Raw genomic sequence first — 25,266 nt, 5'->3', positions numbered from 1 at the left:
ACTAACAGTCCCGGTGAACTGCTCCGCAAGGACGGGGCACCGGTTCCCTTCAACTTCCATATTCCTTACCGCAGCTGCCATGTCGCAGCACGCCCGGCACCTCGGTGTACGGGCCCCACATACGGGGTCGACGGCGGTGGAGTCTTCTGAGACCAAGACTCCCCCCCAGCCGCCGTCGGCCCCCCTTACTTCCCTCGGCTACGTCCGGTGCTGCTCATGAGCCCGCTGGATGATTCCACGGCTCTGAGCGTTGACCTCGGGTTTGACCGGCCGGCGCATACCTATCCGCTGGCGAAGTCTCCCCGCGTCCGGGCCGCCGTCGGTGCGTCCCGGTCGGGTCTGCGCTGGGCCAGCCGCTACCACCGCTTGTTGTGGGTCTCGGACGCAGTCGTCCTTTGCATCGTGGCCGCGGTCGCCCAGGTCGTGCGCTTCGGATTCGACGGTACCGATGTGGAGGTCGGCAGATCCGGATTCGGATACGGGATTCTCTCCGCAGCAATCGCCGCCGCCTGGATGCTCGCCTTGGGCATCTACCGCAGCCGGGATGCCCGTGTGGTGGGCATCGGAACGGACGAATACAAACGGGTAATCAGTGCAACGATGACGCTGCTGGGCGTGGTGGCGATCGTCTTCCTGGTTTTTAAGGTCGATGTTGCACGTGGCTACTTCGCTCTGGCGGTTCCGTTGGGCGTCGTCGGTCTGATCGGTTCACGCTGGTCCTTGCGCCAGTGGCTGCTGCGCCAGCGCGCCTTTGGACACTATTTGTCCCGCGTCATAGTTTTGGGCAGCCATAAGGATGTCCGCTACGTGGTCAACCAAATCCAGAAAAAATCCGGGGCGGCGTACGAGGTAGTCGGCGCCGCATTACCAGTCGGCGACCAGCGATTGAGCGTGATTGTGGGTGCCACCGCGGTGCCCGTGGTCTCGGACACCGGTTCCGTGGTGGACGCCGTGCGGCAGTTTGACGCCGATGCCGTGATCGTAGCCGGCCATGTGAAGGGCGGCAGCAAATTCGTTCAGCAACTGGGCTGGAAGTTGGAGGAGTCCCGGACCGAACTCGTCCTGGCCACGGGATTGACAAACGTTGCCGGCCCTCGGATCCACTCGCGTCCGGTGGAAGGACTGCCACTGATGCACGTGGAGCTGCCGCAGTACGCCGGTGCCAAGCACGTGTGTAAGCGCCTGCTCGACATAGTCCTGTCCGCCTCAGCGCTGCTGGTGCTGCTGCCACTGTTTCTGGTCCTCGCCATCCTGATTCACCGCGACAGTTCCGGTCAGGTGATTTTCCGCCAGGAACGGATTGGCCGGGCGGGCAAGAAGTTCCTGATGTACAAGTTCCGCTCCATGGTGGAAACCGCCGAGGATGACTTGGCTGGCCTGCTGGACCGGAATGAAGGCGCAGGCATGTTGTTCAAGATGGAGAACGATCCGCGGGTAACCAATGTGGGTCAGTGGCTGCGCCGGTACTCCCTCGACGAACTTCCGCAGTTCTGGAACGTGCTGCGCGGTGATATGTCGCTGGTAGGACCTCGGCCGCCGCTGCAGCGTGAGGTGGACGGCTATAAATCACGCGTTCACCGCCGGCTTTATATCAAGCCCGGCCTGACCGGGATGTGGCAGATCAATGGCCGCTCCCAGCTCAATTGGCAGGACAGTGTCCGCCTCGATTTGTACTACGTAGAAAATTGGTCTCTTGCCGGCGACATCATCATCCTCTGGCGCACCGCCAAGATGATGAGGAATCCCGTTGGCGCTTACTAAAACAGGGGAAAATCATGTTATTGCTCAAACGCGGCACCGCCATTAATGCCAAGTCCACTGACACCGAACTTGCGACGGCCCTCGCCGGGGGGGCGGGGGAGATCCTGAGGTCCCTGCAGGCCGAGGCGCGGCCTTCGAACAAGGGATCGCTTGGCCCGGAGGGGGACCGGCGCTCCCAGGAATTCCTGAAAAAGGCGCTGCACCGCACCAGGCCCAAGGATTACGTTCTCTCCGAAGAGGCGCCGGACCACCCGGGCAGGCTTTCTGCCGAGCGGGTCTGGATCATCGATCCACTTGATGGCACGCGCGAATTCTCCGAAGGCCGCCGCGACTGGGCCGTTCATGTTGCCCTCTGGCAGCGGGGCGAGTTGGTGGCCGGTGCGGTGGCACTGCCGAGGCTGGCCATGGTTTTTAGCGCACAGGATCAAGGCGAGCGTGCCGCACCGCACAAGGGCTTGAGAATGGCTGTCTCACGAAGTCGGCCTCCGGAGATGGCGCAGCACGTTGCCCAGGAAGTCGGAGCGGACCTGATTCCAATGGGGTCGGCTGGTTTCAAGATCTGTGCTGTTGCCAGCGGCGAAATCGATATGTACCTGCACGACGGCGGTCAGTATGAGTGGGACTCGGCCGCACCCGTCGCCGTAGCCCGCGGCGCCGGCCTGCACGTGAGCCGCCTTGATGGGTCCGTGCCGCTGTATAACCAGGCGAATCCGTATCTGCCGGATCTGCTCGTGTGCCGGCCCGAGCTCTCCGGTGCGCTCCTGGAAGCGATTCGGAACTCAACAATGATCAGTGCACGGTCGGAAGGACAAACGAAGTGAATGACGCGGCGGAAAGTCCCAGACGCATCCTGTCTCAGCTGGAGGTTCTGGAGTCCGAGGCAATCTACATCATTCGTGAGGTGGTGGCGGAAGTTGAGCGGCCCGCCATGATGTTCTCCGGCGGCAAGGACTCCATCGTCATGCTTCATTTGGCGCGGAAGGCCTTTGCCCCGGTGAGTGTGCCGTTTCCTATTCTGCACGTGGATACCGGGCATAACTTTCCTGAAGTGCTGGAATTCCGGGACAAAGTGGTGGCGCAGAACGGGTTGAACCTCGTCGTTGGGTCCGTCCAGGACGCCATCGACCGTGGTGTCGTCCGCGAGGAGCCCAACGGCTCCCGCAACCGGATCCAAACGCCGGTGCTGCTGGAGACCGCGGAAAAGCACGGTTTCAATGCCCTGCTGGGCGGCGCGCGCCGGGACGAGGAAAAGGCCCGTGCCAAGGAACGAATCTTCTCCTTCCGCGACGAGTTCGGCCAGTGGGACCCGAAAAAGCAGCGTCCCGAACTGTGGAACCTATTCAACGCCAGGGTTCATCTGGGCGAAAGCATCCGTGTTTTCCCGCTCTCCAACTGGACCGAGCTGGACATTTGGGAGTACATCGCCGCTGAGGGCATCGAGGTGCCATCCATCTATTACGCGCATGAGCGTGAAGTCTTTGAACGAAACGGAATGCTTTTTGCCGCAAACGATTTGTGCCGGCCGAGGGCTCGCGAAAAAACGTTTGTGGCGTCCGTCCGCTACCGCACGGTGGGCGATGCCACCCTGACGGCTGCCGTCCGCTCGGACGCGGACACCGTTGAACTTGTGCTTGAGGAAGTTGCCTCCACCCGGATCACCGAGCGCGGCGCAACCCGCGGCGATGACCGCGTCAGTGAAGCAGCGATGGAAGACAGAAAGAAAGAGGGCTACTTCTGATGGATCTGCTCCGATTTGCCACAGCGGGATCAGTCGACGACGGCAAGAGCACCCTGATTGGTCGCCTGCTCTACGATTCAAAATCGATTTTCAGCGACCAGCTGGAGGGGGTGGAACGAGCCAGCCGCGAGATGGGTTCGGAATACACCGAGCTGTCGCTGCTCACAGACGGGCTGCGGGCCGAGCGCGAACAGGGCATCACCATCGACGTGGCGTACCGGTATTTCGCCACGCCGGTGCGCAAGTTCATTATTGCGGACACGCCCGGGCACATCCAATACACCCGGAACATGGTCACCGGTGCATCCACTGCCGATCTTGCCATTGTGCTGGTGGACGCCCGCAAGGGGCTGGTGGAACAGAGCCGCCGGCATGCCTTCCTGGTGTCCCTGCTGCAGGTCCCGCACTTGGTGCTGGCCATCAACAAGATGGATCTGGTGGGGTACTCCCAGCAGGTGTTCGAGGATATACGCCGCGAGTTCACCGAATTTGCGGCCAAACTGCAGATCGCGGACCTGACCTTTATCCCGGTCTCGGCCCTGCACGGGGACAACGTGGTGGACCGCTCCGAGAACATGTCCTGGTATGAGGGTGCCTCGCTGCTGAACCATCTGGAAAACGTTTACATCGCCAGCGACCGGAACCTGGTGGACGGGCGCTTTCCGGTCCAATATGTGATCCGGCCGCATTCCAGTAAATTCCATGACTACCGCGGATACGCCGGCAAGATTGCCGGCGGGGTGATGCGTACCGGGGATGAGATCATCGTGCTTCCCAGTGGGCTTCCCAGCCGAATCTCCTCTATCGAAACCGCGGACGGGCCGGTGGACGAAGCCTTCGCGCCGATGTCCGTCACCGTCCGGCTGGAGGACGACATCGACATATCCCGCGGGGATATGATCTGCCGTCCGCATAATCAGCCCCGGGTCATGCAGGATGTCGATGCCATGATCACCTGGATGGGCGATAAGCCCATGCGCCCCGGGGCGAAGCTGGGCATAAAGCACACCACCCGGCGGACGCGGGCGTTCATCAAGGAGCTGCAATACGAGCTGGACGTTAACACCCTGCACCGCGACGAATCGGCAACGGAACTGAAGCTGAACGCCATCGGACGTGTCAGGCTGCGGACCACGACGCCACTGCTGGCGGACGAGTACCTGCGTAACCGCGAAACCGGTGGATTCATCCTCATCGACGAAGACACCAACGACACTGTCGGTGCCGGCATGATTCTGGCGTCGTGATGCTGGCCCGCCGATTTGCCGGTGCACTTTTGATTCCATTACTTACTGGGGGCAATACTGATGAAAATTCCTGCTGAGCGGGCGAGTAATTCGACAGCCGTTACGGACGAGCGGATTCTCTTGGTTGGTTCCAGCGGGGGACATCTTGCCCAGCTGCTGGCACTGAATCCTTGGTGGTCCCAGCACACCCGGGCATGGGTTACCTTCCGGACTCCCGACGCAGAGTATGGGCTGCGGGATGAGGAAAACGTCGCCTGGGCCTATTCGCCCACCACTCGAAACGTTCCCAATCTGCTTCGCAATACGAAACTGGCATTTCTGCTGCTGCGCAGCTTCCGTCCCACCATCGTGGTCTCGACCGGGGCGGGAAGTGCACTGCCGTTTTTTGCCCTTGCCAAGCTCATGGCGATCACCACGGGTTATATCGAAGTCTATGACCGGGTGGACAGCGCCACCTTGACAGGCAAGCTGTGCCGGCCGTTCACCGACTTGATGCTGGTGCAATGGCCGGAGCAGCTGGGCCTCTACCGGGACGCACACCTGGTCGGGCGACTGCTGTGAAAGCGCGATCGGCTATTTCCATCAGTGTTCTGCTGGGGACGGATCACCATCCGTTTTCGAGACTGGTCACGTGGGCGGACACCTGGGCCGCCGCGCACCCTGCAGATTCCGTGACCGTTCAATATGGGCACAGCTTCGCTCCTTCGGTTGCCGTGGGTCATAGTTTTCTCTCGCCCCGTGACTTGGATGAGGTCGTGGGCAGCAGCGACATTGTCATTACCCACGGCGGACCCGCCTCCATTTCTTCGGCGAGAGCCGCCGGCCATCTTCCGCTTGTCCTGGCCCGTGATCCACGGCTGGGTGAGCACGTGGATGACCATCAGCAGCGCTTTGCCCGCTGGTCGGGCGAAAGGTCGCTGATCAACTGTGTGGACTCTGTGCCCGAACTGGACCGCAGAGTCGATGAACTGCAGAATCTGGACGGAACCAGGATCGGCAGCCCAGCGCAGAACACCGTCTCCGACGACGCAGTAGGCCGGATACCGCGGCTCCTTGCCAAGGCCCGTGCTGCGGCTGACTGGTCGTCCCCCGGAGCACCTGTCGCCCTCCATGTAACAGGCCTGCCGCCATCAGCGTTCGGACCGCAATTATCCGCGCTCAAGGCTGCCGACGGCGTCCTGGTGCTCGGTGACGTTGGTTCTGTGTGGGAAGAGGGAATCGTTGCTGATTCCTTGTGCAGCTGTGGTGTTTCCTTTTCGGAATGTGATTTTTGGATTCGAACCGGGGAAACAGCATTCGGCGGCTGGGACAAAGTAGACCTCGACAGGGTGAACGGCCTGCGGAAGTCCCTTCAGACGACGCGGAATCTCGCACTCAGTGCCTTGCCGTTTCAAACCCCGGCGCTGCGGCGCAAAATCAGCGCATACACCGGCTATTACCAAGCGATGTATCAGGCCGCGCGGGACATCACCGGCGCCCGGATGCTCGTCTGCCTTGACCGGGACTCCGCCCTGGCGATCGCCTTGAGTCACAACAGGGAAATTGACGTACGGATGCTCAGGGTCACAGCCAACGGCCGGGAAAGCGGGACGGACGCCGGCACCCCCCGCAACGGTGAAAAAGGCCCGCTGTTCGCCAGTCTCGACCCGGAGGCGGCGCGAATGAGGCACATCCCCCACGGAACGGTGACCTACAGCGAATTTGTGGACGGAAAAACCGGTGGCATGCGGATTGATTCGAGTACTTCGGACGTAACTTCTGCCAGCACAGTTCCCCAATCGCAGCACCTACTCCTGAGAAGGGCCTCACGATGACGACGGTCTCAGTAATTATTGCCACCAGGAACCGCCCTGAGATGGTGCGTGAGGCCATCGCCGCGGTACTGAACCAGACATTCTCCGGGGTGATTGAGGTGCTGGTGGTTTACGACCAGTCCGAGCCGGACGGATCGCTCGCCGCAGCGTCCGGCACGCGGACGGTTCGCGTAATCCGCAATGTGCGCAGTGCAGGTTTGGCGGGAGCAAGGAACAGTGGCATCCAGGCCAGCACGGGGGACTATGTCGCCTTTTGCGATGACGATGATTACTGGAAACCGGGCAAGCTGGCCGCCCAGATCCAGCGGCTCGAGAATGATTCCGCGGTGGACTTCGTTACCTGCGGGATCGCGGTGCACTATGACGGCCAAACTCATGATCGACCCCTGAGCCGGGAGGTGGTGACGTTCCAGGAGCTCCTGCGTGATCGACACACCGAGCTTCACCCCTCCACGTTCCTGATGCGCCGCTCGGCGGTGGTTGACGGCTTCGGCCTGGTGGACGAAGCAGTGCCTGGTGGATTCGGCGAGGACTATGAATTTCTCCTGCGTGCCTCCCGCAGCCATTCCATTTCGCATGTCCGCGAGCCGTTGACAGTGGTGCGGTGGGGTGGTCAGTCCTATTTTTTCCGCAAGTGGCAGACGATGTCCGACGGATTGTCGTGGGTTTTGGCGAAGTATCCTGAGTTCGAGTCATCGCCCGCTGGTTCAGCACGCATCAGGGGACAAATCGCGTTTGCGCACGCGGCCGGACGTAACCGCTCCAGTGCTGTCCGGTGGGCTGCGTCAGCTATCCGCCGTAATCCGCTAGAACCCAGAGCCTCGCTCGCGCTCGCCGTGGCGACGGGACTGCTTTCCCCGGACCGCGTGATGACGGAGCTGCATAAGCGCGGACGCGGAATCTAAACCAGCCGGTGCGGATAGCCTGTTGAACCGTCGGGACCAGAGCGACGGTAACACAGGCAAGTGGCCGGCTCTGACATGTGCTGCCGGCCACCCCTGATACCTGTTGCCTAGCGGTTGAAGACCCGTTCAATCACCCGACGGGACGCCTGGCCGTCGTCGTTCGGGCAAAACCGCTGCACGAAGGCCTGATACTGCGGCGCGTGCGTGCGGTGTCCCTGGTCAAGATTGGTCAATGCGGCGCCAAGCGCCTCGGTGTCCGTGACGATCGCACCCGGGGCCCACTCGTCGTAGTCATAGTAAAGGCCCCTGACTTTGTCGCGGTAGAGCGCAAGGTCGTAGGCGAAGAGAACTATGGGTTTTCCCGTAACGGCAAAATCGAAGACTGTCGAGGAATAATCGGAGACCAGTACATCGGCGGCCAGATACAGCTCGGCGATGTCCGGATAATTGCTGACATCGAGGGTGAAACCCGCGGGCGCGGCGACCGGGGCCGACTTGACGACGCTGTGCATCCGGTTGAGAATGACGGTTCCCGGGGGAACACTCCTGGCCAGCAGTTCAAAGTCAAGGGCCTGCGGATCCTGGTACTTGCCGTCGGCGCCAACGGAGTCGTCACGCCAGGTGGGAGCGTACAGAACCACAAGGTTGTCAGGCTTCAGACCCAAGTTTTGGCGTACTCTCGCACGGATTCGTGGCGCCTCGGCCGACTGCAGGACATCATTGCGCGGGTAGCCGCTCTCCAGCAGCGTGCCGTTATATCGAAAGGCCCGCCGCAGGACATCGGAGCTCGAGGGACCGGGGGAGAGCAGGTAGTCCCACTTGCTAACATCGCGGACCATGCGTTTCTGATGGGCAGCGGCGCCGGCATAGGTGAGATGGGCTTCGTCGAATCCGATGGTTTTCAGGGGCGTCCCGTGCCACGTCTGCAGGTAGGTAACTCCCGGACCTTTAATCATGTGCTTGCTGACTATGTCATTACTAACCAGGTAGCTGCAGCTGAAAAGGCGGGCAAAATATTCCGGGGAATGTCTGCGCACCCGCTCAACGCCGTCCGGCAGTTCGGTCGAATCGCCGGCAACCCAGATCAATCTCAGGTCCGGCCGCATCGTGGCGAGCAGTTCCGAGATGGCCCGGGGGTTATCCGAATACTTTCCCCGCCAGCTTTCAAAGAGTACTGTCTTGGCTTTCATATCAGAGACCTTTCGCCGTTGTCGGGGTTTTTCTTTTCAGCAGGGATCGAAATGCTTGCAGCCGCAGCGGCCTGCGCCACAGCCAGAGCAGCGCTGCATAGACCAGGCAGCCGGCCAGGAATACTGCGGCGAAATAAAATGCGTGGTGCTGATGCAGCAAGGTCAAGGTCAGCAGCGGCAGGCCGAAACAGAGAAGATTGGCCAACGCCACAAGGGCAGAGCTCTTGCTGAAGGGACTCATGGACAGCAGGGCCCGGACTCGGGCCAGAGTGAGTGCATTCTTGAAGGCCACCGAGACCGCCCAGGCAACCCCGGCACCGGTGATCCCCAAGAACGGAATCAACACTATGCATAGGCCGAGGTCCAGGGCCAGGGTGGCCAGCGAAATCCACAGGCTGGTGCGGCTTCCGCCAGCCATCAGCAACATGGTGTCCAGCGGGCCCGACGCGACGGCCAACAACATGGCGACGCTCATGATGACCACCACGGCCACCGCGCTGCCCGCCGTATAGCCAGCCCCGAAGATCAACAGGTAATAGGTGCTCGCAGTTCCGGTCACCATGTAAAGCGGCCAGGCCACCGCCATACTCCAGGACGTCGAAATCCTGAAGATCTCGGCGGCGTCCTGATGCTTGCCCTGGGAAAGCAGCTGGCTGAAGCGTGGCTGCAGGACCTGCTGGATAGCATTGGCACCGAATTGTCCGAGGGCAACAAACCGGGTGGCCGCGGTGTAGATGGCGGCATCCTGAACCGAAAGCAGTGCTGCGATCAGGATGATATCCGAGCGTTGCAGCAGGGTCTGGCACAAACGGGCTATTCCCCTGGGCCAGGTAAAGCTCCAGAATTCACGTCGGATCACGGCCCGTGTTGATCCGGTGGCCATCGGCTGCGCTGGTTGGCGACGCTTAAGCATCCGGCGGAAGAACCAGACCGAAAAAACCGCCGCAACGGCATAGGGAATGGCCCAGGCTGTGGAGAGCACCACTATTCCACCGCCAATCAGCGCAGCCAGCCATACGGCCGCGGGCTGCAGGACTGGCCGCAGGAACTTGTCCAGCACCACAGTGCTGCGGACGCTCCCGAAAGCACGGGCCCCGGCCAGCGCGAAATCCCCCCAGGCGGCGATGGGTAACAATACCGCGAAGGCAATCAAAACCTGGTCACTGTCCGCGGTAGTTAGGCCAATCGCCGGGGCAATCCAGCCAGCCAACAACACGGTGGCAAGGGCCAGTCCCACGCTGGTCAGCAGCACGGGACGCAGCGCAACAGAGACACAGAGCGGGATATCTGCTGCTCTTCCGGTAGCCTCAAACCGCAGCATGAACCGCGCCAATCCACCCTCGGTGCCCAGCGTCGCGGCCCCCAGCAGAATCAGGAATGCCGAGGTGGCGGAGAAGAGCATGCCGGCGGTGCCCTGGTCAAAATTTTTGGTGATCACCACAATTAGCCCAAAATTGCAGATCGCGGCGATGACGGCGCCCAGCAGATTCAACGATCCGCTGCGGGCAATTCTGGACAGCTGGGAATCAATGCTTCGCGCGGCTGTCAGTTCAGTCACCGTGGGAGCCACTCGAGATCAGCCCTGGCACGCGATCCAATCCTCCACCGGTTACGGTGTCTGCCGCCGGCGGTTCCACCGGCGGTGCCGTCAGCGCTGGGTGCTGCTTCTTTCGGGGCTTGAGTACCACGGCCCCGAGCAGGTTGATCGAGAGGTCGTTGCAAACCTGTGCCACGGACCGCAGGTCAGAGAGCCTGCTGCGGCCAAACTCGATTTCCACCACGGCGGATTTGATCGAGCTGGCCAGCAGCTGCGCGTCGGAATTGAGCAGCGATCCTGCCGCAATCAGGACAATGTCCGCCTGGTCTGCCAGCGAGTTGATCATGTCCGTTAACCTTGGGCTGATGTCCAGGTGCTCGTCGTTGCTACCCCACACACCGCTGCCGATGACCTGCAGACAGGGTGCCACGGGAATGAGCGCCCGCTCGATCGGAAGTCCGTCCCGAAGAACATCCACCAGCGACGGTTCGTGCCCGGTGGCCATGGTTGGCGGCACCAACTCACCCGTTGTATCGACAACGATGGTCTTTATTCCTGCGGCAGCCAGGGACCAGGCCATCGGAGCCACGGACAGTGGATGCATAACCCGAGCCCGGGACGGGGACACCAGGACCGACTTGCTGCGGTGGTGCCGCGTCAGGTCCAAAAGCTGAGCCCCGAACTGCAGATAGCCGGCATTGATTTCGGCCGGAGCGGCGCGGAACAGCTGATCATCTCCCGCGTCGGGGGTGTATGACTGGGTTGCGAGCGTGCGTATTCTGAACGCTTCCATCTCTGTGGCGGAGCGGACCAGGGAGTGCGAGCGGGCTCCTGTTCGCAGGAACGCCAGCCCCAGGCCAAGCAGGAGCCCCAAAAGAGCACCGCCCAGGATAAGGAGCTCGCGAAGACCGACCAGACCCGAGGGCTGAAGTTTGGCCGGAGTGATGACCTGCCCCGGATCGAGGGCAGTGGAGGCAATGTCACCGAGGCGTGCATTGAGCTGGCTGATCTGGGTAGCGACGGATTGGACTTGGGTCAGCAGCAGCCCGGCGGCGGCTGAGCCAGGGCGGGCTGCCGCGAGTTGCGCCGTCAGCCGGGTCAGGTCCGTCTCGTGCGCGGCGATTTCAGTCTTCGTCCCGGTAACACGGCTGCTGACTGAGTTGGCGGCGCGGGTCCGGCGGAACTTGAGGTAGGCGTCTGCAAAACCTTGCGCCGTGTTCGTCGCAGTGGTCGGGTTCGGATTCGTATAACTGATCTGCAGGATCTGTGTGTTCGGCGGCACCGAAACCTCGACATTGGCTAGAACCTGTTCCACCGTTGCCTTGCCGCCGGCCGTCGCCGGCACCGTGGCGGCCACAGCATTGGAGCGCAGAACCTGAGCTTCGGTGAAGAGGTTCACCAACTGCTCGCCGCGCGTGCTGGGGTAGAAAGCGTTGCCCTCCAGCGGGTTCAACAGGATCACCGCCGTTGCGGTCCGAGGCTCGGAGACATTGGTGCCCACGGCAACCCCCGCGAGGCCGCCCACCAACGTTAGGGCGACCAAGGCAGGCCATGACCGGGCCACCGCCGCGCGGAACAGCAGGGTGCGGGTTTGGATTCTGTTATCCGGGCCGGCCGGCGGGAGCGTAGGCTCCGATAAAAAGTGAGACATTGGAGGTTCTCCGGTTCGTTTGTTCAGCGTTAGGGTGGAGGAACTGGACGGCTGCGGTGCAGCCACATGATTATCTGATGCCGGCGGACTCAGGATGATGGGGCTCCCTGTCTTCGCAGAGCAGGAACCGGCAACCGGGCGAATCTGAAACGAGGCACCTTCGCGCTGCTGCGTACGCGCCGCGATCCCGCTATTCCGCCACCGCCGTGTACGCGGATGAAGTTGACAGTCACAACCAGCGCTGCGGCCAGTAGGAAGCCGATCAGCGCCGAGGAGGCAATGTCGACCTCGGGTTGTCCGCGCACCTTACTGACGTTGGCTGGCCGGATAACCTCGCCGGCCGCTGTGGTGGATATTGACAGATTGTCGATGGCGGAGCGGAGCCGTTCGGCAACGCCGGCAATATAGGCGAACCGGACCTGGCTATTGGCTGTAATTGGTGTGGTGGTCGGGTCCTTGGTGCTTTCCAGCCGGGCCAACTGTTCCTGCAATGCCCGCAGGACCTGGTCCCTGCGTTGGGCCAGGCCCTCGCCGCGGACCCCCAAATATGCCTCCGCGAGCGCCTTAGCGCCGCTGAGGGCCCGAGCCGAGGAAGCGTCCGAGTAGCCCAGCGTCAGGACCTGAGTATTGGGCGCGGCGGAAATTCGGATCCGGGAGCGCAGTGCGTCCGGATCGCTGAGTTTCAATGATCCGTCGACCAACTCCATCGTCCGCCGCGACAGCACAAGTGCGGCTTCCGTGTCGATGGTGATCTGTCCGGATTTTGGGTCCTCAGTTCCGTCGGAGGCGAGGTAAACCGGTGCGGGTGCCAGCAACAGCGTCACCTCCGCGGCATAGCTGGTTGGCCGGGTCGCTGCCATCGCGGTGCCGATGGTGCCGCCGGCCAGTGTGCAGGCCAGCAGGAACGGCAGATATCGCCTGCGCAGGATGCTGAAATCGGCCATGCAGATGGAAGTGGCGGCAACGCCATCGATCCGCGAACGCTCCCGCCACACCAGGCCCAAGGCGATCATGATGGTAAACAACGGCATGCCCAGCGTGTCGTAAACGAACATCTGGATGAAGAAAAAAAGCAGTATCGTTGCCCCGGCCAGCTCCAACGGGTTGCGGGAGCGCCAATGCACCCATATCCGGGAAAGGAAGAACATGACGAAGAAGAATGCTCCCACCAGGCCCTGTGAAAAGATCACCAGCCACAGGTGACCCTGCGTCCCGAGCGGGGGTACGGAGCACGCGGGACAATCGGGTGTCGAGCCGCCGGCTATCGAAGCAAAACTTCCCTGCACATTGCGTGTGCTGCCGAAGCCAAGAATTGGGGATCCTTCGACTGTGCTCGCTACCGTTTGGGTCAGCAGCGTGCCACGGCGGTCATCGCTGTGAGCGCTGTCGATCGTGTCACTGGAGCGCGTCGCGAGCGGACTGCTGATAAACAGTGCGACGGCGATTCCAAGAGTGGCGACGACGACCAGCAGTATGCGTCCGCGGCCCTTGAGGATCAAGTAGATCAAAACCACCACGGCGCCCGCACCGAGGGAAATCCACAAGCCCCGGTTCATCGAGTACACGATCGGCCAGGCTGAGGCCGCCAGGACTATCGGGGCACACACACGGCGCCAGCCGGCACGTTTGCCGAACCACGTCAGGAGGAAAAATGGCAGATAGAGGGACAAATTGCTGCCCCAGGAATTCGCAAAGTCGAAGGGGGCGATGGGCCGGTATTCAACTCGGCCAAGGAAGGTGGTCATATTCGCCGCAGCTGGGTGAACCAAGGTTTGAAGAAAGGAATTGCTGGCCAGCGAGCGGGGCAACAGAGCCTCGACCATTGAGGTTATTTGAAAGGTCGGCGCCACAATTCCCAACAGTCCGCCAGCGACAGTGACTACAAACATCCACCCGAGCAGCCGTGTGACCCGGAGCGTCGAGACGCTGTTTTCCCGCGCATTCGCGATCCACAGGAAGGCGATGGCACAGGCGGCGTACCATGCCAACCGGTAGGCAAAAACGAGGAGGCGTTCCGGGCCTCCGCCCGGTACAGCGCCTGGGGCATCGGCCCACAGTGCCACCCCGCTCACAATTACCCACAGCATGAACAGCAGGAACCAGCCGGTGCCCCGCGGCAAACGTACCGGGCGGTTGCGCAGCAGCATTCGAAGCATCGGCACTGCCAAGGCCAGCGGCAACAGGTCGCTGAGTCCCAAAATCCACCACAGCGGATACCCGAGCAGCAGTACCATCAGTGGCCAGGAGTTCGTTCGGGATTCCGGCCGCGTCAGGGCTGCCCGCTCAGGGCTGGATTCCGTACTGCGAGGTTGCTGCGACGTTAAGACTGACATGACATGTGCCCCATCCGGCAGGGTTGTGACGAGGACCGCACCTGTCCGCATGGGAGGCACCCAGCCACGTATTCCGAGACCAAACTCCGTCGCCGGGCGGCGGATGAGACTCACTCTAACTGGGCAAACCGGCCCGTCATAGAGGGGAAACTACCTGTTTTTCCTGGGCAGGTATGCGCGCAAACTACTTGTTTTCATGCTCGCTGTCCCCAGCCATACTGCTGGTACCAAACCTGCTGGTCGTTCCCACTGGGGAACGACCAGCAGTTGGCCAGGGGGGACCTGTCCCCGGCCAGGTTTCTCGGAAAGTTGGCAACGTGTCTGGTCTCAAACCACAGCCTTATCCGTCCAGCTGTGCAGCTGCGTCGCTTCGGCCACGGCGATGGAGGCGCACCCTTTGGGCCGCCATGGCATTGCTGCTCGCCGCCGGCGTCCTGCCGGTGGCTGCAACGCCCGCATCTGCGGTGCAGCCCGGCGTCCAGTCCGTGGTGGTCAGCGACAATCCGGTCCGGTGGACACCACACGTACTGGACGGCTACGTCGCAGGCTTTGCTCAGGTGGGCAACCTCACCATCGCCGTCGGGAACTTCACCTCGGTGCGCACGGCCGCGAGCACCACCGCAATCCCGCGGACCAACATTTTCGCCTTCACGGACACCGGGGAGATCACCTCCTTCAACCCGGCGGTCAATGGCGAGGTCACCGACGTCCGCGCGGTCGGGGACGGAAAGAGCATTTGGATTTCGGGGTCGTTTTCGACGGTCAACGGCGTTACCGCCCGCAGCCTGACCAAAATCAACGTCCTGACGGGCCAGCGGGACACCTCGTTTGCGCCGCCGGCCTTCGACGGCCGGGTCAACCAAATGTTCCTGCGGGGCAACCGCCTGTATCTTGTGGGCCGGTTCATGACGGCGGGAAGCGCGGCGCGGTCCTTGTTCGCGGCGGTTGATCCCGCCACGGGAGCCCTGGATCCCGCGGCGAAACTGGACATCAGCGTTCCGCGCAAGGGAAGTCTGCAGATTGAGCGCGCGGACATCACCCCGGATGGTTCCCGTCTGGTGGCCATCGGCAACTTCACCGTGGTCGAGGGCCAGCCGCGGAAACAAATTCTTATGGCGGACCTGACCACGTCGCCCACATCGTTGGCCAACTGGTCAACCGAGGGATTCGCTCCGGATTGCAAGCTCAGCGCCTTCGACAGCTATATGCGTGACGTGGATATCTCCCCGGACGGTAAGTACTTCGTCGTGGTGACCACCGGCGCGTACTACGCCAACACGCTGTGTGATGCCGCGTCGCGATGGGACTTCAGCTCCAGCGGCAACGACGTCAAGCCCACCTGGGTCGATTCCACCGGCGGAGACACTTTGACCAGAGTCGCGGTCACGGCGACCGCCATCTATCTTGGCGGTCACATGCGCCGACTGAACAATCCCTTTGTCGGCGATGCCATCGGTCCCGGCGCCGTGGAACGGGAAGGTTTAGCCGCAGTGGATCCGCGCACCGGACTTCCGCTGGCCTGGAACCCGGGCCGCACCCGCGGCTACGGTGTCTACAGCTTTGTCGCCACGGACACCGGCTTGTGGATCGGCAGCGATACGGACCGTATTTCCAACTATCAATACCACGGGCGCCTGGCCTTCATGCCGGTCAAGGGTGGAACCAGCCTGCCGGCTGACTTCGCCGGTTCACTGCCGGGAAACGTCTACCTGGCGGGCGCGACAGCGGACGACGGCGGCACTGCGCTGCCGACAACGTCGCTGCTGCGGCGGGGATTCAACGGCAACGCTGTCACGTCCTCGACTGCCATCACAACGGATCAACCATTTGGAAGTACCCGCGGACTGTTCATGATCGACGGTAACCTGTACAGCGGGCGGACCGACGGCACCTTCATGGTGCAGAAATTCGATGGCACAACCTTCGGTCCTCCGACCGTCGTCGACCAGCGTGGGCTCACGGACTTTCCCGTAGATCTGCCCCGGATGACAGGACTCTTCTACGATCCCGTCTCGTCCCGGATCTACTACACGCTCGCCAATGACGGGCGGCTCTTCTACCGCTATTTCGGAACCCAGATCAATGTGATTGGCGCCAGGCGCTTTGTCTCCACCGGCAATATCGACGGACTGGACTGGCGCAGCACGCGGTCTTTGCTGCTCGACGGCGGGCGGCTCTACGTCGGGGATTCCGGCGGGAACTTGACACGGTGGACCTGGGACAGCGTCACGGGGGTGCCCATCCCGGCGAGCGGCCTGCGGGTTTCCGGCCCGGACGTGGACGGGATCAGTTGGCGCGCCACAGGCAGCTTTGTCTATGCCGCCACGAAACCGGCGCCCGTGCCGGCCAGCAGTCCGACCGCGGCCTTCAGCTCCACGCTGGCCGCCAGGACGCTCAAAGTTGACGCCGGCGCGTCCAGCACCGCCAGCGGATCCATCACCGCCTACAGCTGGGACTTCGGCGACTCCCTTTCGGCAACAGGTGCCACCGCGACGCACTCGTACGCGGCGCTGGGAACCTATTCGGTGAAACTCACGGTGCGCAACAGTGACAATCAATCGGCAACCTCAAGCCGGCTCGTCAACGTGACGGGGTCGGCTCCGACGCCGGAAACCCAACCGCCGGCGGACGTCTACGGTGCCGAAATCTATCGCGCACAGCCAGACCTCTACTGGCGGCTCAATGACAATGCCGGCGTCGCTGCGGATTCGAGCGCGTCGGGCAATCCGGGAAGCTATTCCGGCACCGTTACCCACGGACAACCCGGAGCCTTGACCGGCGTGGCGAACACCGCCACCCGATTCAATGGCGCGTCGTTCGTGGCCAGCGGGTCAACGTTTGAAGATCCAGGCCCCTTCAGCACCGAGGTTTGGTTCAATACCACCTCCAGCACCGGAGGGAATCTCATCAGCTTTGGCAACGCCAAAACGGGTAACTCCTCCGTCCATGACCGCAAGGTGTTCATGCAGAATGACGGAACCCTGGTATTCGGTGTGTACCCCGGGCGCCAGGTGCGGGTGACCTCGCCGTTGCCCTACAACGACGGCCGGTGGCATTCTGTGCTGGCCACTCAGTCATCCGCCGGCATGTTGCTCTATGTCGACGGTATTCAGGTGGGACAATCGGCCGAGTCCGGGGCGCAGTCCTACACGGGTTACTGGCGGGTGGGCGGCGATTCCGCTTGGAGTGGTGAAAGCAGCGGCTACTTCAAGGGAGTCCTGGACGAGGCGGCCGTCTACAGCTACGCACTGAGCGCCGCCACGGCCGCGCGGCATTATCAGCTTGGCAGCGGCGCCGCAGCTCCGAACAAGCCGCCGGTAGCGGCCTTCACTCCTGCTGTGACTGGGCTGGCGCTGTCGGTGGATGGCGCCGGTTCCACCGACAGTGACGGCACTGTGGCCGCGTATGCCTGGGACTTCGGCGACGGGGCAAAAGCAACGTCGGTGACGGCGAAGCACACCTACGCGACCGCGGGAAAATACACCGTGACCTTGACTGTTACGGACGACAAGTCGGCCACCGGCCTCGTCTCCCGCGACGTTACTGCCGTGGCACCGGCGAACCAGCCCCCCGTGGCGGCATTCTCCTCGTCCGTCACCGGCCTTGCCGCGCAGTTGGACGCGTCTGCTTCCACGGATCCCGACGGCAGTCTCGCATCCTACGCCTGGGCCTTCGGGGACGGGACCACGGGGACCGAAAGGACGCTCACACACACCTACAACGCTGCAGGCAACTACACGGTGACGCTGACGGTTACCGACAACGGCTCGGCCACGAACGCGGTGAGCCAGCCGGTGACGATCCCGCCCCCAGCCGGACAGGCGGTGGCGTTCTCGGCCGGTTCGCAGTCCAATACCAACAGCACCGCACCCCGTCTCAATGTCCCGGCGGAAACCAAGCCTGGGGATGGAATCCTGCTTTTTGCCACGGTGAACAACACCAGCACAGTGGTGTCCACACCGACCGGGGTTACCGGCTGGCAACTGATCGGGAGCACATCCGCCGGATCCGTGCAGACCCTGCTCTGGGCGAAGCGGGCAGAGGTTGGGGACGCAGGCAAGGACGTAACCGTTCCGCTGTCAGCACTGTCCAAGACCGTGCTGCAGTTGGGCGTTTATACGGGGGTGAGCGGACCGAACTGGATCGGTGCCCATGCCAGCGTCATCGACCTGGTTCTGGCAACGACGCATGTCACGCCGGTGGTGCAGGCGCCTGCAGCGGGAGGCACCCTCGTTTCCTATTGGGCCGAAAAAGTCAGCGTCACCGACGCCTGGAGTGCAGACCCGGCCGTCCGCGTTAGATCGACCAGCGTCGGAACGGGAAGCGGCACCATCACCTCCCTGTGGGGTGACAGCGCTCCGGTAACGGCCGGAGCCAACGGCAACATCACCGCAGTCGCCGGTACGGCTTCGGCGAAGGTCGCCATGTGGTCCATCATTCTACTGCCGGGAGCCTGACATGCCTGACCTGCCTGACTTTGGTCCAAATTACATTGGCCCAAACCGTGACATCAGGGAAAACACTGCCCGCACCAGCACCGACAAGACCAGCACCGACAAGACCAGCACCGACAAGACCAGCACCGACAAGACCAGCACCGACAAAAATCAAGCAAGGAGACCTGCGATGGCCCGGAAATTTCCACAGGTGATTCTGACAGCCGTTGTGGCGGCAGCCCTCGGATCTGGTATCTGGTTCAACGCGGCTGGAAACGCCTCCGGAACGGCGCTCTCCTCCGGATCCGTGGGGGAAGGTGCCACTGTGTCAGCGCCGGCCGCCGCCACCATCAAAGCTGCGGCTCCGTCGAAAGCCGCGGGCGCCGGCGTCGCCGCTCCTGCTGCCGCAACCGCAAAGGCTGCGGCAGCTCCGCCCGCCGCCGCACCTGCAAAGGCTGCAGCAGCTCCGCCCGCCACCAGTCCCGCAAAGGCTGCAGCAGCTCCGCCCGCCGCCGCACCCGCAAAGGCTGCAGCAGCTCCGCCCGCCGCCGCACCCGCAAAGGCTGCAGCAGCTCCGCCCGCCGCCGCACCCGCCACCAGTTCAAGCAGGCCCACCGTCGCAGCGGCCGATACCCGTCCACGACCGGGCGACGTTGCGGGCGCTGCCGATGCGCCGGTTGTCCTGCCCACCAAGGCAGCGACAGATTGCAGTTCCCTCAAGACCACCCTCGCCACGTACCGGACCTCAGGACGAACGGCGGGACCATCTGGTTTCCGCGTGCTGATCGTCAAGTTGGACGACTTGGAAGGAACCGTCGAATCGTTGGATACCGGCGATAAATACTCCCCGATTCTGCAGCGGTTGAGTGATGTCCGCCGGCAATGGAGTACCTCGCTGGCGGCATACGACGACGGCATGGGCGCTGATGCGCAGAAATATGCCAGCCAAGGGCTGGCATCCCTGCAGAGTGCCGAGGACGCCCTGAGCTGCACGCCATGACCCTGCCGGCAGCGCGGTTGTGGCTGCCACCGCATTTTTGCGCCAATCGAGGCAGCAGATTTTCAAACAAATTTTTCCCGTCGCACAGGAAGTCAACCCGATGAATGGCACCGAAGCTCCAATAAGAGTCATTACTTACGGCACCTTTGATTTGTTACACGGTGGCCATGTTAAGCTCCTGCAGCGAGCGAAAGATTTGGGAGACTACCTCATTGTTGGCGTCACCACGGATCAGTATGACGAAACCCGTGGAAAGCTGAATGTCCGGGACAACGTCATGACCAGGATCGCAAATGTCCAGGCCACAGGGCTGGCGGACGAAATCATCATTGAAGACTATGAGGGTCAGAAAATCAATGACATTCAGCAGCACAATGCGGACATTTTTGCCATCGGTTCGGATTGGTTGGGCAAGTTCGACTACCTCAATGACTTCTGTAAAGTCGTATACCTGGAACGTACGGCCGGCGTCTCCAGCACACAGTTGCGGGCGGAAACGTTGGGCATAACCCGGCTGGGCGTGGTGGGAACAGGGCGAGTCACTAACAGCTTCATTCCCGAGGCGCTGAAGGTCAGTGGATTGGAATTCGAGTCGGTATATAACCCGAGAGCCTCCGCTGCGCAGATCTTCGCGGAAAACAACGGTGTCCATCAGCACTTTTGCGACTATCCCGCGTTTTTGGACAGCGTGGATGCTGTCTATATCGCAAGCCCGCATGAATTCCACTTCGAGCAGATCAAGGCGGCGTTGGAGAACGGTGTCCACGTCCTTTCCGAAAAACCCATGACGCTCAACGCGATGCAAACCGAGTTCCTGTACAGCCTCGCCCACGAACGCCAAAAGGTCCTGCTCGAGGCGATCACCACGGCATATTGCCCGGGGTTTATCCGGCTGGTGGCCCTCGCCCGGAGTGGTGTAATTGGGACCATTAAGTGTGTGGATGCCACGTATACTCGGCGCGCCGAAAGCCCTGCCCGCGAATTGATGTCGCCCTATGGTGGCAGTGTTACCGAGCTGGCGAGCACGCCACTGCTGGCCATTTCGAAGATCCTCGATGCCACACCCGAGAGGACGTCCATCGACACCTATACGGCTCCGGAGGGGGGCGTGGATGAATTCAGCCGGATCAATCTTCGCTTTGAGCACGCCATCTCGTCCATAACCGTGGGCCTCGGTGTCAGGAGTGAGGGCCACCTGAGCGTCACCGGCACGGGCGGAAGCATCTACCTTCCCGCGCCATGGTGGAATACCACCGACATCCATGTCAGGTTCGAAGATCCGCGCCGGGACCAGAATTACCATTTTCCGTTTGCCGGCGACGGTCTTCGCTATGCCATAGCCGAATTCGTGTCCATGATTCAGAACAAGCGGCTGTCGACTTATAAAATGCGGCCCAAGGATTCCCTGTTCATCTCCCGGGTGATTGAGGAGTTTCGCCTCCAGAACGTCTGATCGCCATATCGTTCTCCGGGCAGAGCACAATCTGCGCTAATCCTGGGACGAGAAAACCGCACTATCAATTGGGGGAACCGCCATGAAAGCTGCAGGCGCAATTGTGCCGCAGACCAAAGGGGCCAGCGGGGCAAAAGATGCGACGATAGAGACACTTCGTGGCCTGGCCTGCATTCTGGTGGTGCTCTACCATGTCAGAGGAAGTGACCCCAGCCACGGACTCCGGCTTCAACACGACAATCCTTGGTCCTACTTGGTGGATTCCGTGGTGTACGTGAGGATGCCGCTGTTCACCTTCCTTTCGGGTTTTGTCTATGCCCTCCGACCGCTCCGCGGCGGCTACGGTTCCTTTCTGCACGGCAAGTACCGCAGGGTGATCGTGCCGATGCTTGTTATTGGCACAGCTTTCGGGCTGCTGCAGCTGCTGGTGCCGGGAACCAACGTCAAGGCTGTGGTGCCCTGGTACCTCTGGCACATCTTCCCGATCGGGCACTTCTGGTTCCTGGAGTCCATTTTCGCGGTTTTCGCCGTCGTTGGGCTGCTGGACCTCTACGGCCTGCTGAAGCGGGCACGCTGGTGTCTGGTACTCATGTCGGCGGCGTTGGTCGCGGACGCAGCACTGCCGGTGTGGCCCAACATACTGGGACTGCGGATGAGCCTTTACCTCCTGCCCTTCTTCTTGGCGGGCTTGGCCGCAACCCGCTTCGATTGGCGGTCGGCGAAACCCTGGATGAAAATCAGCGCGGTCGTCGGCGCTGTTCTTCTGCTGTCCGTGACCCAGCTCGGATTGCTTGGTTTGATCCATAAGGTTCCGGAGCGTCATTCCGTGACCGCCGGTGTGCTGGGCATTCTGGCCTGCCTGGTCCTGCTGCTGAACAATCGTTGCGTCCGCTGGCTTGCCTACATTGGCGGCTTCTCGTTTACGATTTACACATGCCATGTTTTCGGTACCGCCGCGGCACGCATGGCCCTAAACCGCGTCGGCATGGATTCGGTGGGGTTGCACATGCTGGCAGGGGTGGTGGCGGGCGTCTTGCTGGGTATCGCGGTGGAATTAGCAGCACGACGAACCAGAGTTGGAAGAGCGTTGATCCTAGGCCAAAGGCGGTCCGTAATGACGCGGAGATCCTCGGCCGGACAGGAGGTGAAGGCGGTATGAACATCTTTCAGGGGTCCTGCCGTGATCATTCCACGGCGTTATCAAAACGTGACAACTTAGAGGGTTGTCAGTACCATATGAGAGCCCGAGCATGTTAGTTGCGACGACAGCGGGTCTCACAGTTCGTCATTATCCCGGACCGATCTGGTCCAAAGGAACTATGTCTGAGATATTTGCAATCCACCAAACCTCTCCAACTCCGACGGTCGAGGTACGCCCGACCCCCAAACCACGAAGGGTTGCGTTCCGGCGCAATGGCGTAGCTACGATCCTGGCCTTGGCTCTGATCAGTGTCGCCGGCAACCTGGGGACCGCCGCTTTTGCGGCTGAACCTGCACCTTTCGGCCCCGAGCTCGCAGCCAATGGCGGCTTTGAGAACGGAACCGCAGGATGGCGGACCAACGACAGGGCGGTGCAGGAGCTGCGTTCCGTCCCTGATGGTCATGAAGGAATGGCCGTGGAACTGCTGACGTCGGCCCCCGGAGGCGTGGTTCTCAATGACGTCGAAAATACTGTCCTGCGGACCACCCCTAACGTCACCTATGCCGTCAGCGCTTGGGTCAAAGCCGCTGGCACGGCCCTTTCCGGTCAGCTGCGTGTGCGGGAATCGTCGAGCTCCGGCGTCCTGACTCATGCCACTACGTTCGCCGCCGACACACAGACGTGGCAGCACGTGACCCTGGACATGACTACGTCCACCACCGGCGCGAAACTGGACCTTAATGTCCTGGGCTGGGATGCCCCCAGTACGGGCGGTTTGTTGGTCGACGATGTGTCGATGAAAGAGGTGCCGGCGGTTCGCAGTGGCGACCATCCGGCTCCGCCCGTCGTCGGCAGCCCCGCGCCAGGCAGTTGTACCACGTCGCAGATCGGCATCCCCTCCTGTGGCGTCCTGGTGGGCGCCGCCGTCGGTGGCAATTCGGATCCGGCGGCCTTTGAACGAAGCATAGGCGGAACGTTGCAGATTCGCCGCACCTACTGGGGCGGTAAAAACGTCGATAAGGCCGTCGCCACCGCGAAAGCGGATATTGCCCAGGGACGACTTCCCTGGATCAGTTTCAAATTGCCCTACAGCTGGTCCGAGATGGCCGCCGGCAAGGGGGACGCTTGGGCCTTGGATCTGACCCAAAAGCTCGCACAGCTCAACGGTCCGGTCTGGGTTGCGTTCCACCACGAACCCGAAGGTGATGGCAACACCGCAGATTGGGTGCAGATGCAGCGGCGGCTTGCCCCGATCGTGCACAACAACAGCAATAATGTTGCGTTCACTATGATTTTGACCGGCTGGCATGAATTCCATGGCGCCCCGCAGTATTCGATGGATAATATGTGGCCAGGAGATGGACTGGTTGACCTTGTGGGGATCGATCCGTACAACTGGTATGGCACCGTCAAGAACGGCAAGACCAACAACAACATGGATAACTTCGCCACCGCCTTCTATCCGCAGATGCGTGCCTTTGCCAGCAAGCACCACACGTCCTGGGGAGTCGCAGAAACGGGCTACACGGACGCGGCAGCGCATCTTGATCCATCGTGGTTGGTGCGCTCCTACGCGGATATGGAGAGATTTGGAGGTGTGGCGTTCACCTACTTCAATACCTCGCTGAACTCCAACGGCGCCTCGTGGCCCATCACTGGCGACGAGAAATTGAACCAGTTCAGGGACATCTTGAAGATTGCCAAAAACGGAAAGTAGCACGCCGGGAAGTAACACTCCGGAAGCAGGCGCGGCGGGACTTTATACTGAGGACAAATCATCGGCCGCGCAGCTGCGGCCAGAGCGGGGGATGCATGGACCAGGCAGAGACGGCTATGCAACCCTTGCTCGCCACGGTGGGAGAACTTTGGCCGCATTCGGCACCGGCAGTCCTGACAGGGCACCGTCGGAGGGTTCGGCAAGCAAAAGGACCATCCGCCGAATTTCTGGTGGTGCCGAATGCGGCCGCGCCTCGTATCTTGATTCCCGCCGGGAATCCGCGGGCGGCCGCAGCCTCGATGCGCCGTTACAGTGCCGCCATCTCCTTGCGCGAGACGGTGCAGCGGCTGGCATTGTCCGTGGGGCTGCAGGTCGGCGCCGCGCAGGCATTACTGCCGGACCGGGTGCAGCTGGCCGCTGGCGCCGGAGCTTCCCTGGTGTCCCACTTGGAAGCAGTATTTTCTGAGCCAGTGAGCGTCAGTTTGAGTGTGGGGCCGGCACGGGCCAATCGTAAACCGGTTCTGCAGGTCTTCGACCGGAAAGGCCGCAGTCTCGCATTCGTGAAGGTGGGGGATTCGCCTACGGCAAGCACCCACGTGCTGCGGGAAGCGGAATCCCTCAAGGTGCTCGGCTCCCGGGGTTTCTCCCAATTCGAGCCTCCGTCGCTGATCCATTTGGGCGCGTGGGAGGGAATGACCGTGCTGGTCATGTCCGCGTTGGACACCGGTCCTGGGGCCCGCGGAATTGGTCTGGGGCGAATGCGCCAGCGTGCTTTGGAAGAACTGGGAGCAGCATTCGAGCAGCAGCCCGTGCCGTTGCCGCAAACCCCTATGTGGAGCCGATTGCGGACGGATCACGCTTATTTGCTGGACACTCAAGCCTGTGCGGCTTACCGAAATTGTCTGGACCGGGTGGAGTCCCAGTTTTCGGAGCGGGTCCTGCCGGTGGGAGCTTGGCACGGAGACTTCAGTCCCTGGAACATGGCTCAGCGCAAGGGCAAGCTGCAACTGTGGGACTGGGAGCGCTTTGAACAGGGAGTGCCGGCCGGTATGGACGGCGTCCACTACGCTTTGAACCGGCATGTCCGCACCGCGGGGACCAACCTGGAGACAATTCTGGCCGGACTGACGTTAGGTGCGCCGGCGCTGGCGGACAGGAACGACGGCGACGCCGTCGTCGTCGCCGCTTATCTGGCGTCGATCACCCTGCGCTATCTGCTCGGAGCACAGGGACCGGGCGGAGAAAGCATCGTGGCTAAGAGCAAGCTGATGCTGCATGCCTTTGACCGGGTGACGTCTCAATGGGAAAGGACACTCCTTGTCTAAGGCTCTTCGCGGGGTAAC

The 25,266-nt window shown here is 61.9% G+C and carries 17 protein-coding genes; 13 read left to right on the top strand and 4 right to left on the bottom strand.

Features of this window, described 5'->3' with window-relative positions; all coding sequences use genetic code 11:
* Nucleotides 1-216: 216 nt before the first annotated feature.
* Genes IV498_RS07175 through IV498_RS07145 form a run of 7 tightly spaced genes read left to right on the top strand, consistent with a single transcriptional unit; the run spans nt 217 to nt 7,465 of the window.
* The gene (locus IV498_RS07175) at nt 217-1,761 is read left to right on the top strand and encodes a sugar transferase (RefSeq protein ID WP_269045877.1); all 1,545 of its coding nucleotides are present in this window, start codon (nt 217-219) and stop codon (nt 1,759-1,761) included.
* Nucleotides 1,762-1,775: 14 nt separating this feature from the next.
* A complete protein-coding gene (locus IV498_RS07170) occupies nt 1,776-2,582 on the top strand; it encodes a 3'(2'),5'-bisphosphate nucleotidase CysQ (RefSeq protein ID WP_269045876.1) in 807 nt (268 codons plus the stop codon).
* Nucleotides 2,579-3,499 (top strand): sulfate adenylyltransferase subunit CysD, encoded by a 921-nt coding sequence (cysD, locus tag IV498_RS07165; RefSeq protein ID WP_269045875.1) that lies wholly within the window; start codon nt 2,579-2,581, stop codon nt 3,497-3,499. Before IV498_RS07170 ends, cysD begins: the two co-directional genes overlap by 4 nt.
* The gene (locus IV498_RS07160) at nt 3,499-4,746 is read left to right on the top strand and encodes a sulfate adenylyltransferase subunit 1 (RefSeq protein WP_269045874.1); all 1,248 of its coding nucleotides are present in this window, start codon (nt 3,499-3,501) and stop codon (nt 4,744-4,746) included. Before cysD ends, IV498_RS07160 begins: the two co-directional genes overlap by 1 nt.
* 60 nt (nt 4,747-4,806) lie before the next feature.
* Complete coding sequence (locus IV498_RS07155; RefSeq protein ID WP_269045873.1) at nt 4,807-5,307, top strand: UDP-N-acetylglucosamine--LPS N-acetylglucosamine transferase; 501 nt, start codon at nt 4,807-4,809, stop codon at nt 5,305-5,307.
* On the top strand, nt 5,304-6,560 hold the full coding sequence (locus IV498_RS07150) for a hypothetical protein (RefSeq protein ID WP_269045872.1): 1,257 nt from the start codon (nt 5,304-5,306) through the stop codon (nt 6,558-6,560). The genes IV498_RS07155 and IV498_RS07150 overlap by 4 nt, the downstream gene beginning before the upstream one ends.
* On the top strand, nt 6,557-7,465 hold the full coding sequence (locus tag IV498_RS07145) for a glycosyltransferase family 2 protein (protein ID WP_269045871.1): 909 nt from the start codon (nt 6,557-6,559) through the stop codon (nt 7,463-7,465). Before IV498_RS07150 ends, IV498_RS07145 begins: the two co-directional genes overlap by 4 nt.
* 107 nt (nt 7,466-7,572) lie before the next feature.
* Here IV498_RS07145 and IV498_RS07140 read toward each other — a convergent pair whose 3' ends face one another.
* The 4 genes from IV498_RS07140 to IV498_RS07125 all read right to left on the bottom strand — a co-directional run bounded on the left by IV498_RS07140 (nt 7,573) and on the right by IV498_RS07125 (nt 14,176).
* Nucleotides 7,573-8,655 (bottom strand): CDP-glycerol glycerophosphotransferase family protein, encoded by a 1,083-nt coding sequence (locus IV498_RS07140; protein ID WP_269045870.1) that lies wholly within the window; start codon nt 8,653-8,655, stop codon nt 7,573-7,575.
* 1 nt (nt 8,656) lies between these two features.
* Nucleotides 8,657-10,213, bottom strand: a complete 1,557-nt coding sequence (locus IV498_RS07135; RefSeq protein WP_269045869.1) for a lipopolysaccharide biosynthesis protein — start codon at nt 10,211-10,213, stop codon at nt 8,657-8,659.
* Nucleotides 10,206-11,843, bottom strand: a complete 1,638-nt coding sequence (locus IV498_RS07130) for a hypothetical protein (protein ID WP_269045868.1) — start codon at nt 11,841-11,843, stop codon at nt 10,206-10,208. Before IV498_RS07130 ends, IV498_RS07135 begins: the two co-directional genes overlap by 8 nt.
* A gap of 89 nt (nt 11,844-11,932) precedes the next feature.
* Complete coding sequence (locus IV498_RS07125; RefSeq protein ID WP_269045867.1) at nt 11,933-14,176, bottom strand: hypothetical protein; 2,244 nt, start codon at nt 14,174-14,176, stop codon at nt 11,933-11,935.
* A gap of 407 nt (nt 14,177-14,583) precedes the next feature.
* Here IV498_RS07125 and IV498_RS07120 point away from each other — a divergent pair, with 407 nt between their 5' ends.
* The 6 genes from IV498_RS07120 to IV498_RS07090 all read left to right on the top strand — a co-directional run bounded on the left by IV498_RS07120 (nt 14,584) and on the right by IV498_RS07090 (nt 25,248).
* Nucleotides 14,584-18,633, top strand: a complete 4,050-nt coding sequence (locus IV498_RS07120) for a PKD domain-containing protein (RefSeq protein ID WP_269045866.1) — start codon at nt 14,584-14,586, stop codon at nt 18,631-18,633.
* A gap of 1 nt (nt 18,634) precedes the next feature.
* A complete protein-coding gene (locus IV498_RS07115) occupies nt 18,635-19,612 on the top strand; it encodes a hypothetical protein (protein WP_269045865.1) in 978 nt (325 codons plus the stop codon).
* A 100-nt stretch (nt 19,613-19,712) separates the two neighbouring features.
* A complete protein-coding gene (locus IV498_RS07105; protein ID WP_330059264.1) occupies nt 19,713-21,065 on the top strand; it encodes a Gfo/Idh/MocA family oxidoreductase in 1,353 nt (450 codons plus the stop codon).
* Between the two features lie 82 nt (nt 21,066-21,147).
* Nucleotides 21,148-22,224, top strand: a complete 1,077-nt coding sequence (locus IV498_RS07100; RefSeq protein WP_269045864.1) for an acyltransferase family protein — start codon at nt 21,148-21,150, stop codon at nt 22,222-22,224.
* 160 nt (nt 22,225-22,384) lie between these two features.
* On the top strand, nt 22,385-23,923 hold the full coding sequence (locus IV498_RS07095) for a carbohydrate binding domain-containing protein (RefSeq protein WP_269045863.1): 1,539 nt from the start codon (nt 22,385-22,387) through the stop codon (nt 23,921-23,923).
* Between the two features lie 230 nt (nt 23,924-24,153).
* Nucleotides 24,154-25,248, top strand: a complete 1,095-nt coding sequence (locus IV498_RS07090) for a hypothetical protein (protein WP_269045862.1) — start codon at nt 24,154-24,156, stop codon at nt 25,246-25,248.
* The last annotated feature ends 18 nt before the right edge of the window (nt 25,249-25,266 follow it).

This window comes from Paenarthrobacter sp. Z7-10, assembly GCF_026932795.1.
In the GTDB taxonomy this organism is placed as follows: domain Bacteria; phylum Actinomycetota; class Actinomycetes; order Actinomycetales; family Micrococcaceae; genus Arthrobacter_M.
This window is presented reverse-complemented; position numbering and strand designations above follow the sequence as displayed.